Source organism: Acinetobacter sp. YH12076 (assembly GCF_013419525.1).
GTDB lineage: Bacteria > Pseudomonadota > Gammaproteobacteria > Pseudomonadales > Moraxellaceae > Acinetobacter > Acinetobacter amyesii.
Genome location: NZ_VOZY01000010.1, coordinates 83,083 through 95,143, shown reverse-complemented (window position 1 = coordinate 95,143; position 12,061 = coordinate 83,083). Strand labels below are relative to the sequence as shown.

General features: G+C 40.0%; 12 protein-coding genes and 1 pseudogene. 6 read left to right on the top strand and 7 right to left on the bottom strand.

The window, feature by feature from the left end:
• Positions 1 to 209 precede the first annotated feature (209 nt).
• The 3 genes from trmA to FTU22_RS11420 all read left to right on the top strand — a co-directional run bounded on the left by trmA (position 210) and on the right by FTU22_RS11420 (position 2,279).
• Positions 210 to 1,292 (top strand): tRNA (uridine(54)-C5)-methyltransferase TrmA, encoded by a 1,083-nt coding sequence (trmA, locus tag FTU22_RS11430; RefSeq protein WP_078188678.1) that lies wholly within the window; start codon positions 210 to 212, stop codon positions 1,290 to 1,292.
• A 252-nt stretch (positions 1,293 to 1,544) separates the two neighbouring features.
• On the top strand, positions 1,545 to 1,769 hold the full coding sequence (locus tag FTU22_RS11425) for a hypothetical protein (RefSeq protein WP_168378613.1): 225 nt from the start codon (positions 1,545 to 1,547) through the stop codon (positions 1,767 to 1,769).
• Positions 1,770 to 2,030: 261 nt separating this feature from the next.
• Positions 2,031 to 2,279, top strand: a complete 249-nt coding sequence (locus FTU22_RS11420; RefSeq protein ID WP_078188680.1) for a hypothetical protein — start codon at positions 2,031 to 2,033, stop codon at positions 2,277 to 2,279.
• A 56-nt stretch (positions 2,280 to 2,335) separates the two neighbouring features.
• Here FTU22_RS11420 and FTU22_RS11415 read toward each other — a convergent pair whose 3' ends face one another.
• A complete protein-coding gene (locus FTU22_RS11415) occupies positions 2,336 to 3,112 on the bottom strand; it encodes a phosphodiester glycosidase family protein (protein ID WP_257225290.1) in 777 nt (258 codons plus the stop codon).
• Between the two features lie 135 nt (positions 3,113 to 3,247).
• Here FTU22_RS11415 and FTU22_RS11410 point away from each other — a divergent pair, with 135 nt between their 5' ends.
• Positions 3,248 to 3,784, top strand: a complete 537-nt coding sequence (locus FTU22_RS11410) for a lecithin retinol acyltransferase family protein (RefSeq protein WP_078193494.1) — start codon at positions 3,248 to 3,250, stop codon at positions 3,782 to 3,784.
• Between the two features lie 139 nt (positions 3,785 to 3,923).
• On the opposite strand, the gene FTU22_RS11405 is transcribed toward FTU22_RS11410, so the two are convergent.
• The 4 genes and pseudogenes from FTU22_RS11405 to FTU22_RS11395 form a co-directional block, all read right to left on the bottom strand.
• Positions 3,924 to 4,382 (bottom strand): SRPBCC domain-containing protein, encoded by a 459-nt coding sequence (locus FTU22_RS11405; RefSeq protein WP_372491103.1) that lies wholly within the window; start codon positions 4,380 to 4,382, stop codon positions 3,924 to 3,926.
• 83 nt (positions 4,383 to 4,465) lie between these two features.
• A pseudogene (locus FTU22_RS16350) lies at positions 4,466 to 4,642 on the bottom strand (aldo/keto reductase); the annotation flags it as partial.
• 201 nt (positions 4,643 to 4,843) lie between these two features.
• Positions 4,844 to 5,755 (bottom strand): bestrophin family protein, encoded by a 912-nt coding sequence (locus FTU22_RS11400; protein ID WP_180094525.1) that lies wholly within the window; start codon positions 5,753 to 5,755, stop codon positions 4,844 to 4,846.
• A 135-nt stretch (positions 5,756 to 5,890) separates the two neighbouring features.
• A complete protein-coding gene (locus FTU22_RS11395; RefSeq protein WP_180094523.1) occupies positions 5,891 to 7,618 on the bottom strand; it encodes a glutamine--tRNA ligase/YqeY domain fusion protein in 1,728 nt (575 codons plus the stop codon).
• 168 nt (positions 7,619 to 7,786) lie between these two features.
• Here FTU22_RS11395 and FTU22_RS11390 point away from each other — a divergent pair, with 168 nt between their 5' ends.
• Positions 7,787 to 8,296, top strand: coding sequence for a peptidylprolyl isomerase (locus tag FTU22_RS11390; protein WP_078193500.1), 510 nt, complete (start codon positions 7,787 to 7,789; stop codon positions 8,294 to 8,296).
• Positions 8,297 to 8,419: 123 nt separating this feature from the next.
• Complete coding sequence (locus tag FTU22_RS11385) at positions 8,420 to 9,139, top strand: UDP-2,3-diacylglucosamine diphosphatase (RefSeq protein ID WP_180094521.1); 720 nt, start codon at positions 8,420 to 8,422, stop codon at positions 9,137 to 9,139.
• Between the two features lie 234 nt (positions 9,140 to 9,373).
• On the opposite strand, the gene FTU22_RS11380 is transcribed toward FTU22_RS11385, so the two are convergent.
• A complete protein-coding gene (locus tag FTU22_RS11380; RefSeq protein ID WP_180094519.1) occupies positions 9,374 to 10,633 on the bottom strand; it encodes an acyl-CoA dehydrogenase family protein in 1,260 nt (419 codons plus the stop codon).
• A 12-nt stretch (positions 10,634 to 10,645) separates the two neighbouring features.
• Positions 10,646 to 11,893: an SfnB family sulfur acquisition oxidoreductase gene (locus FTU22_RS11375; RefSeq protein ID WP_180094517.1), complete on the bottom strand. Its 1,248-nt coding sequence runs from the start codon at positions 11,891 to 11,893 to the stop codon at positions 10,646 to 10,648.
• Positions 11,894 to 12,061 lie beyond the last annotated feature (168 nt).

The window sequence follows — 12,061 nt, the reverse complement described above, 5'->3', positions numbered from 1 at the left end:
TAATCAGTTCCTCACTTAGCTCAATCTTTATGAATGTTCCATAAAGATTGAGCGTTTTTTTAACTACCCCTAGATAAATATTCTGTTTAGCGCATTCAGACTCATCCTCTCGACAGATAAATACAGCCAAAAGTGGAATTAATTTAGTCTTATAAGGTGAATTTTGCTAACATGACTTTTTTTAATATGTTTGCGATTTTTTACTGCATATGACTTCAACTTATCAGCAACAACTTGATGCCAAAGTTGCCCGCATTACGGCTCAATTTTCAGAATACAACCCTCCCTCTTTAGAAGTTTTTCCTTCTGCTGAACAAAACTTTCGTATGCGAGCGGAATTCCGAATTTGGCATACTGAAAATGATATGTTCTATGCAATGTTTGAACGCAATGCAGACAATGAAAAACAAGTTGTCGAAATTAAAGATTTCCCGATTGCAGATAAAAGCATTAATGATTTAATGCCCGTATTATTAAATGAACTCAAGGCGCAAGAGATCTTATCTAGCCGTTTATTTGAGGTTCATTTCTTAGCAACGCTGAAAGGTGAAATGCTGGTTTCATTGGTTTACCGTTGCCCACTCAATGCTGAATGGGAAGTTGCTGCCAAAGCCCTATCTGAAAAACTCAATATCAAGATTTATGGTCGTAGCCGTGGTCAGCGCGTGATTTTAACTGATGACTATGTGGTTGAAGAACTCCAAGTGTTTGACCGTAAATATCAGTACAAACAAATTGAAAGTAGTTTCACTCAGCCCAATGCTGGCGTGTGTCAAAAAATGCTGGAATGGGCGTGTCAGGCTGCCGATCACTCAGACCAAGACTTACTTGAGCTTTACTGTGGTAATGGTAATTTCACGCTGCCTCTTTCAACACGCTTTAATCGCGTTTTGGCAACTGAATTAGCCAAGTCTTCAGTCTATGCTGCACAGTGGAATATTGAGCAAAATGGCATTGATAATATCCAAGTGGCTCGTCTATCTGCTGAAGAGTTCACGCAAGCCTACAATGCTGAACGTACATTCCGCCGCCTTGAGGAAGCTGAAATTGAAATTTCAAGCTATAATTTCGATACGGTATTTGTCGATCCACCGCGTGCAGGTATCGATGATGAAACACTAAAACTGTTACAACGTTTTGAACGTATTATCTATATTTCTTGCAACCCAGATACTTTGCATGACAATCTCAAACTGCTTTCACAAACGCATAAAATCAGCAAATTTGCCTTGTTTGATCAGTTCCCTTATACACACCATGTAGAGTCTGGCGTGTTTCTTGAGAAGATTTAAACAAATTATTTCAAGTCATGTTGTTGTCATAAAAGGAGCTTTCTAAAAGCTCCTTTTTTATATACTAAAAAAGCTTTATATTCTCGCCACATGCGGTGTAATGGATACCTTTCTATATCAATTAAGCAAAGATTCTAAAAGTCCAATCGAAAAAATGATGATTCAAGTGGCTAAAATATCACTTTAGTAGTCTTGCTTTATTTATTGGATTGGTTATATTTCGTCCTATGTTAGGTCGCAAATGAAGGCTCTATGAGTTTTTGGCATAAGTTGTTCGCTAATGAACAGCAAAACGGGCATAAGAATCAAATTGCCTGTGTTGAAAATGATTGCTCTTGTAAAACCAATGAACAGCTTATTGCTGCTCTTACAAAGGCAACGGATGAAGATGTTATCCTCGGTATTAAAAAAGTACTCGCTTCGCGCGGTTATAGCCGTAAGGAATTAAATGAAATCCAGCATCTACCTCTACAGTAGAGTCTGAACATTCAATGTTCAAACAAGGCATTCTGTTTTACAGTGTGCCTTTTTCATTCTTAGTCTAATCAAAAGGATGCCACTTATTTACAGATTAGGTTTTGTGAGTCGGCCACATCGCTATTTACAACTTTTATGCTATGTTCCATGGCAAATCAGCAATATCTAATTTTAAACACACGACAATAAAACCCAATATTGCATCAAATAAGAGGCAGATGACCTCTAAACAGCATTGATATAAAAATTAAAGGAATGAACATGAATAAATTAACAAGTTGCCTTATTGCCTGCTGCATACTTAGTCTAAGTGCTTGTAGCCAAATCCCCAAAGAATGCGAAGAATCTTGGGACAAACTCGAAGCCTTGTCGAAACAAATGGGCTTAAACGAAGAACAAATCAAAGAACAGAAAAAACAGTTTGAAGAAAGTATTAAAAAACAATCTAAAGAACAAGCCATTCAAATGTGCCAAACCCAAAGTACCTTTTTAGGTTTAGTCGGCAAATAAACAGTTGTTTCTATCAATCTAAACACTGTACAGATGAAGCCCGATTATTCGGGCTTTTATTGTTTGCATTGAGATCCTGTTGTATACGCTACAATTGGCCCTAAAGGTTTTAAACTCGAATCATGTCTATTCAACGCTTGGATATCTGCACTAGACACAGATCCATCTAAATACAAGGCATTGTTAATCGATAATTGCTGCTTAAAATATTGTGCAAATGCATAAAACGACACGCCTTCACGACTGATCACAAAATACAACTTGCCGTTTTTGATCCCCACACCATTGCGGATTTTCAATGAATCTGACTGTGGGATAAAGTTTGGATTGATTTTTCCATCTACCACCAGCATTGGACCTGACTGCGTTGCATAACGTGCCTTAAAATCTGTGGAAGCATATTTTTGTGTGGTTGATATCACCGCTTGCTTGCCATTCCATGCTAGAACACCATTCGGCTGAATTAAGAAATTGCCAAAGCCTCGTGTTGCACGATTCAAGGCTTTTTTCTGCAGCCCATTTTCAACGTAAAGACCAACAGGCGCTAAATCTGCATGATACATCCCTGCATTCATTGCGAAGTTCATCGTATTACATTTACGCGCTAATGCCTGCTTTAAACGCTGTAAGTCTCGATATGGCTGCTGCTCTGCATTATATAAATAGAGCTTCAGTTGACTCAGATCCGAAATTTCAACCACATCCACGGCAATGGGCTGACTGACACGTTTCGCTTGAATATTGGCATAGGAAATAGTCGGTGAGAAAATCAGACCGAGCAGCATCATAAAGCGCATTTTTTTAAACATTGAGGTTGATTGAACACCAAGCATGACCCTATCCATAGCGTGCGTTAAAAATCGAACAAATTTTAGCTAAATCATCGCTAAAATAGTCGATTAATTCACAGATTAAAAGTAGACTAATCTTTAAAAATAATTCGGATTTAAAGTAGGACTGGTAAATTCATGCACGTGCAGAAAGATGGTTTTCCTCTTGGAACACATCTTATTGTTAAACACTTCGGTTATAGCCATCATGGCATATATGCCGGCCGCGGTAGAGTCATTCACTACTCTGGTTTTGCACACCTTTTCAAAAAACATCCAATTGAAATGACTTCGATCGAAAAATTCAGCCACGGCAAAAAAATTATCGTTCAGTCATATAGCAATCCAAAATTTAAAGGTCGTAAAGTGGTGCGTCGTATGCGCTCTCGCATGCATGAAAACAACTATCATCTGATTATTAATAACTGTGAACACTTATGCACATGGGCTATTACCGGCGTTGAAAGTAGTCCTCAAGTGTTCCGTATGATGAACCGACTCACCACGATTGGCTATGTCAGTTCTCTGATGAGTTTTATGAGCAGTATGATGCTGACCGTGACCACTACTTGCTTTGCACTGGTGTTCTATATCAAAAAGAAACTGCGCGAAAAAGCCAAAATGCAGATGCCGGTTTATACCTATTTAAAGCGTGAAGAACATAAAAATCGTTAATTCACTGCAGCAGCATTGAACCGTGGCTTTATCAAATTTCAATACATCAGCACATTGCTTAGAAATACTGCGCTAATACACAAGCTTTTCCTTACGGCGTATCAGATGTCATGCTTAATTTTGGTCACTCTTCACATTGCTAAAAGTTCGCATTGCTAAAAGGTGGAAATTTATCTTCAACCAAATTGCTTTGCAGGCCATGTTCTAAATAAATTTTGGCTGCATCCAAAACCGTTGTAAAACCACCTGTACTATCGATAATAAAATCAATTAATGCCTGACCTTGCAGAGGAATCTTTGAATTTTTGATACGAACGTAGGTTTCCATCGGGCTAATCTGCTCAAAAATAAAATCGACTTGAGTTTTTGGTTCTCCCCACTGTATTTGAATTAATTTGTTTTCCTTAATACTCAGCACGTCTACATCGGCGACTGCATTATATTTCTGCCAAGTCCATTGCACGGTTTTACCTTCTTCTAGATAGCCACTCGATGCACTAAACCAAAAATGCTGTGTTATTAAAGGATCAACAAAAGCATTAAATACGATATTGATGGACTTACGAATTAACATCTGGGTTTCAATCACGACACTCATCAGCATTCCTACAGTATTTTAATTTTATTCAGTGATAGCACAGAGAACTGATTATTGCCTACCACTGAATTGTTATTGCCCTATTATGCTGTATGTTCTGTAATAAATGCTGATGTCACTAGCGTGGGATTCTTCTCTGTAAATTGCCCATTCCAATAGGGATAGTATGGATAAGGTGGATACACTGCACTGACTGCGTCTAATCGGGCTAACTGCTCTACGCTTAACGACCAATCTTTCGCCGCAAGGTTATCCAACAGAGGAAGATTTACAATCTGGCCAGCTCATCCAAGTTCTACCCAAGATCCCTGTTCAAAGTACTGCAATCTATGTGGTAATTCCGCATCGACATTTTGTTCCGCCTAAAGTACAGGCTTTTATGCGACACTTGGACGATTATTTTTCAGCATCAGTATGCTTGGTACGTATCGCCCAATTTATCTAAAAATTAGGCCAAGAACTTATCTTAAGTTACTGTTAAATGTCTTAATCAGCGGCGGAAGTTCAACCTCTAAGCTGCTATACATTTCACGCTCGATGTTTCGTACAATCGAGTCCAGCGGTAAATCATTTTCCTGCAAGCCAAAAGGCTCTTCCAGTTCTGCACTTAACGCATCCAAACCTAAAAATAAATATGCAATCAAAGCCACAATGACAGGTGTCCATATCCCTAAACTGGCCTCTAGGCTAAATGGCAAAATCAGACAAAATGAATACACTGCGCGATGTAAAAGCACCGAATAGGAAAATGGTAATGGCGTGGTCATGATACGGTCACAGCCTGCATGGATATCACCCATCGCTACAGTATGACGTGTAAGCGTGCTGTAAATAATGTCTGTAATCTGACCTTGTTTATAGGTTTTGACTAAATCTTTTTGAATAATTTCAAGTAAATACTGTGGTGCATTGATATTGTCTCGGCATTGCTGCCATTGCTGATCCGTCAAAGCTACGCCGTCTTTAAAATGTGCAATATCTTGTGATTCATGGCGTAAGCGATCACGTAACAAATTGCAAAACAGCATGATGCGGTACATCAACACGGTTCTTTGCTCATCTTCAAGGACATGGCTATCACGAATCATGTGGCGTGTATTGGCAATCAATGAGCCCCAAAGCTTGCGCCCTTCCCACCAACGGTCATAACAGGCAGTATTTCGAAAGCTCAAAAAAATCGACAGAATCACCCCAAAGATGGTAAATCCGATGGCTGGAACTTCAGGCGTATTCAGGTAGTGTGCAGCGCTTAGATACACCAAAATCGCAGACAAACTCACGACGACAGCCAACGCAGGCATGACTTTTGGGAGTATCGTGCCATGCCATGCAAATAAAAGTTTAAAGCTATTATTTTTATTTCGAATGATCACTTATTTCCCCTCTGTACTGCCTTAATGAACCATCTCAAGCATGAAAAAAGCCCAACCGAAGTTGAGCTTAATCTTAACCTACTTGATCTTAACCTATTGGGGATTCAAAGATGAATCCCTTTAAAAACTAAGATTTTATTTACCCGGTTTAAAACTGTCTTTCAAATCTAAGATGCGGTTAAACACTGGTTTTTCAGCTGTATGATCAAACTGATCTGCAACAAAGTAACCTTCACGTTCAAATTGGAAACGATCTTCAGGTTTTGCTTCTGCCAATGCAGGCTCAATGACCGCTTGAACCACTTTAAGTGATTCTGGATTTAAGTTTGCAAGGAAGTCATCACCCACTTCAGGGTCTGATTCAGTGAATAAACGGTCGTAGATACGAACTTCCGCAGCAATACCCTTGCTTGCAGAAACCCAATGTACAACACCTTTCACTTTACGGCCTTCAGGGTTTTTACCTAAAGTTTCAGGGTCGATTGAACATTTCAATTCAACCACTTCACCGTTCTCGTCTTTAACCACTTCATCACACTTAATGACATACGCATGACGTAAACGCACTTCACCGCCCGGAATCAGACGTTTAAAGCCTTTAGGCGCAACTTCTTCAAAGTCTTTACGATCAATGTAAATGTCTTGAGTCAACGGAATGATACGGTCACCCATGTCTACATTTGGATGACGTGCATGAACCAAATCCATTGCTTCAGGCAAGTTAGTTAAAGTCACTTTGAGTGGATTCAACACTGCCATACCACGCGAAGCAGTATTTTCTAAAGACTGACGGATGCAATATTCGAGCATTGCAACATCAACAATACTACCATCGACTTTCGTTACGCCAACACGTTTACAGAAGTCACGCAGACCTTCAGGTGTAAAACCACGACGGCGCATACCCACAACGGTCGGCATACGTGGGTCATCCCAACCATTCACAAAACCACCTTCAACCAATTTACGTAATTTACGTTTAGAGGTAATGGTGTAATCTACATTTAGGCGGCTTGATTCATACTGATGTGGTACAGATGGTGATTTAACTTTCTCGACAACCCAGTCATAGAATGGACGGTGATCAACAAATTCTAGTGTACACAGTGAATGCGTAACCCCTTCAATGGCATCTGATAATGGATGCGCATAATCGTACATTGGGTACATTTTCCATTTATCACCAGTTTGGTGATGTTCAGAATGCAAAATACGATACAAAATAGGATCACGCATATGAATGTTAGGTGAAGTCATGTCAATTTTGGCACGTAGTACTGCCTGACCTTCTCCCAACTCACCATTACGCATTTGTTCAAAACGCGCTAAGTTTTCTTCTACGCTAGCATCACGTTGCGGCGAGTTTTTACCCGGCTCAACAAAATTACCACGGTTCAGTTTGATTTCTTCAGGGGTTTGCAAATCCACATAAGCATCACCTTGTTCAATCAATTGAACTGCCCAAGCGTAAAGCTGATCAAAATAGCTCGATGCATAACGTGGCTCGCCATTCCACTCAAAACCTAGCCATTTCACGTCATTGGCAATACCGTCTACATACTCTTGCTCTTCGGCATCCGGGTTTGTATCGTCAAAACGGAGGTTACATAGACCTGCGAATTCTTGAGCAATACCAAAGTTTAGGCAAATAGCTTTTACATGACCAATATGTAGGTAGCCATTTGGCTCTGGTGGAAAACGTGTTACAACTTGTTCGGTACGACCTGCAGATAAATCATCTGTAATGACTTGACGTACAAAATCTAAGCCTGGCTGTTGTTCCTGCTGCGCAGCTTCGACAGGGGCATTGTTCTTGGTTGTCGGATTGTTAGGCAGGGATGAAACAACATCGTTTGGCTTCATGGTAATAAAATCACTTCTATAAAGATAAAATTAGGATAATTAAAACGCTTTTCTTTATTTTTAACAAAGAAAGTAACGTTTTTACTTGCCTTGTAGTTTACAGTTTGCTTATGCTTCTCACAACCAAAAAACCCATGGCTTTCATGTCCATGTACAGGAGATTACACAATGAGTTTTCCTCAAGTCGAATTAAACACCAATAAAGGTCGTATTGTTCTTGAGCTTAACACTGAAAAAGCACCTAAAACTGCTGAAAACTTCTTACAGTATGTTCGCGATGGTTTCTATGACGGCGTGATTTTCCACCGTGTTATTGATGGTTTCATGATCCAAGGCGGCGGCATGGATGAAAACTTCAAAGAAAAAACAACTCGTGATTCTATTGAAAACGAAGCTGACAACGGTTTAAGCAATGATGTTGGTACGATCGCTATGGCACGTACTCAAGCACCTCACTCTGCTTCAGCTCAATTCTTCATTAACGTGAAAAACAACTCCTTCCTTAACCACACTGGTAAAACAGCGCAAGGTTGGGGCTATGCAGTATTTGGTAAAGTAGTTGAAGGTCTTGACGTTGTTGACGCAATCAAAAGCGTTCGCACTGGTAACCGTGGCTACCACGCAGACGTTCCTCTAGAGAACGTTGTAATTGAATCAGCTAAAATCATTTCTGAGTAATTTTTAAATCCTCCCCCAACCCTCCTTTAATAAAGGAGGGAGTTTCAATATGAAATAAATGTCGGAACTCCTCCCTTTTCCAAAGGGAGGCTGGGAGGGATTTTTAGAATAAGGAAAAGATTCGTGACCTATCTGTTTATCGCTGATTTACATTTGTCACCTGAACACCCTCGACTCGTTCGGGGGTTTTTAGCTTTGTTAGAACAATACAAAACTCAAAATACCCAGCTGTATATTTTAGGTGATTGGTTTAATGCTTGGATTGGTGATGACTTTACTGCCCCATGGTTAGACGAAATCATTGCAGCGCTTAAAGATTTTACTGCGTTGGGAAATCAAATTTATTTCCAAGTGGGTAATCGTGACTTTGCATTGGGTCAAAAGTTTTTAGATAAATTTCACGGTCAATTATTACAAGACGTGGATTATCTCCACATTGGCAACTATAAAATTCGCCTCGAACATGGGGATTTACTTTGCACCGATGATGTGTCTTACCAAAAGTTTCGTAAAGTGATTCGTAATCCTTTGCTTTTAGGTTTCTTAAAAAGCTTACCGCTTAGCATTCGACAAAAAATCGCCAATGGCTTCCGCAAAAAAAGTACAGAAACCAAGCAAGTTAAATCTTATGAAATCATGGATGTAAATGCCGAAGCTGTAGAAAAAGCTTTAGAGCATGCCGATCTACTAATTCATGGACATACCCACCGGCCCCAAATACATGATGTGCATGGCAAACTACGTATCGTTTTAGGGGACTGGCGCGCAGAACAAGCTCAAATATTAGAGGTTGGTGAAAACCCATCTGTGAGTGATTTAAAATTAAAAAAATGGTCTTACTAACCCTTAGGCTTTAGTTAAACCTGCCGTCATATTTGGTTAAAACAATACATCCAGATATCAAGACATAGCCTTTTACCAGACTATCTCAACAGATTATCAATTGAACTGCATCCTACATATAGCAGATTAACGTCATTTAAAATCTTAAAAAAACAAAGTTTAAACTTAAAAATAATTTCACAAGGAATTCACTATGGACTACTTTCATCCACAGTGAACATCTTCAGATATTAATTAAGCAGCAATGACAGGTTGCTTAACTCCTGGACTATTACCAATTTGCCATACATATGGTAGCGGCGTTTGATTAATCTCCCAATCACCAATGACTTTCTGTTTATAAATAAGTGGATTATGCGATGACACTACACGAGCATTACGCCAAAAGCGGTCTAACTGTTTAGTTGTCGAGCTTGCTGAAGCGCCCAAGGCATTAAACAATTCACTACTCAAATTTAGTACCAACTCTGATATGACCACTTGCCCTTTAGAGGATTCAAGCTCCGCACGGTCATTCGCCTGCTGATCCAACTGGGTATCAGACTGAAAATGACTTAAATATGCGACATCCAAAGCTTCTGCTGCACGAAGTGTAATTGCTTCAGCTGCATAAGACTGTGCCGACGCCTTACCAATCACTTGTAAAATTTGTGCATCATCTCGAACTAAATCAGCATTACCATGGCTGTAAATACGTGTGCGTTCACGGACTTCATTACTGAAAACGTCCACAGCATTTTGTGCTATACCTGCCAGCGTTGCCAAATGCACGACCTGATAGAACGCCGTTTGATATTTAAAGCGCTGATCGAATGGCAAAATATGATCACGATCAATACTAACATCTTGAATATTCAGTGTGCCGCTGCCTGTGGTTTTTTGGCCAAAGCCATCCCAGTCATCGTATACTTGTATGCCATCGTCATGTGTTGAAACTGCGGCTATAACATGTTGATTCGTTGTTTCATCTAAAGCGAATAGATCGATCCAATCTGCAAAGATTGTTCCGGTAGAATAGTATTTTTGACCATTGACCCTTAGCTGACCTTGCACATTTTCAGTAACTCGGGTAACAACATCTCCAATTTCAACTTTTCCGATTTCTGTCCAAGCATTACCGACCAAATCGCCTTGCAGAAAGCGTTTAAACCAAACTGTTTGATCTTGTGTTTTTTGCGCATTTAAACGGTCTTCTACAAAAGCAAAATGACCTCTTAATGCCTGTACAACATTAGAATCGGCCTTAGCCAATTCAATTAACAGCTGAAACAACTGTTTTTGTGAAACCCCTTCACCGCCAAAAGCCACGGGTACACGGACCGCACCAAATCCAGCTTGTTTTAACCATGAAATTGCATCATACGGCAGTTTCCTATTTTGTTCCCGCGCCAAAGCGCCTTCTGCAATTCTCTGAAAAATCGGACGGAACTTAGCGGCCACTTGATCATAGTCAGCACCTAAAGATAAGGGCTGTTTATTATTTTGAATCGTCATAATCTTCTCCTCTTAACTCCAAGCATGGCGCGGCGGTGGTACATCATTTAAATAGTAGTTGCCTACAATATTCAGCTTCCAACGTACGGGATCGTGCAAAGTATGTGTGCGCGCATTACGCCAATGACGGTCTAAATTCAGCTCAGACAATGTTGATCGTGTGCCTGAGAGTTCAAATAGTTTATTCGCCGCAAGTAACGCAATTTCAGTCGTCAGGACCTTAGATTCTGCTGTCAGTAGTGTTGCCTCTGACACCGTTTCTTCTGTTGGGTTCTCTACGGCTCGGTCTATCGCTTCACCCGCCAAAGCCAACACTGCCTCTGCAGCTCGGAGTTTAATTTTCAACTCGCCGATGTTGGCAATCGTATACGGATCTTGCACCGCCTTTTCTAAGCCTGAATCAATCCAAGGACGTGCATGCTGGCGTATATATTGAATCGTTTCATTAATCGCACCGCGCGCAATACCAGCATCGACAGCAGATTGAATGAATTGAGAAATAGCGCCCGCAGCCGTTGGACGTTCAAAAGCTTGATGAATGGGTACAATGTGATTTAAATCCACTTTGACATTGTCCAACAGTACAGAACCGCTGACTGTCGTTCTTTGTCCAAAACCACTCCAGTCGTTAATAATGGTTAAACCCGGCGTATGCTGGCGTACTAAGGCTGCATAAGGCTTTCCATCATTCACAGCAACCACAGGTATCCAATGTGCAAGCAAAGCGCCTGTTGCAAAGAATTTTTGACCATTAATGAGCGCATGATCATCTTTAAACTCAATGGCTGTTGTTAAATCTGCAACTGTTTTGGAACCTTTTTCTGAAAATGCATTGCCAAAGCGTTTACCTTGTAAGACTTGATCAAAGAAAAACTCTTGCTGTGATGGATTTGCATCCAAACGAATATGCTCGACAAAGGCCCAATGGTTTTGGGCAATTTGTCCTAGGGATGAGTCTGCACTAGAAATAATTTTGACCACTTCTGCAAGGGTTTTATAACTCACTCCTGCACCACCAAATTGACGCGGTACAGTAATGCCCCACAAACCTGATGCTGAATATTGCTGTACTTCCTGCAAAGGTAAGCGGCGTTCATGATCGCGTTTAGCTGATTCTTTTGTAAATTCCACTGCTAATTGTTCAGCAACCTCGATAGCTTCTTGATCAGATCGAATAATATGCGCTAAACCGTTAGATTGATAGAAATCGCGCGGAATGTTTTGCGCCTCTTTTAGTTTAATTTCAATTTTTGAAGTCATTCTTAAAATGCTCAGTTTAGATATTATTCAAATAAGCTAGCACTTTTTATTTTGATTATTTATAGAATTATCATCAAAACAAATCAGTTTTCATGACATGGAATTTACATTTTTAATTGTCAAACAAAATCTTTATAAGCCGTACCAAACAAAAAAAAATATCTGCTT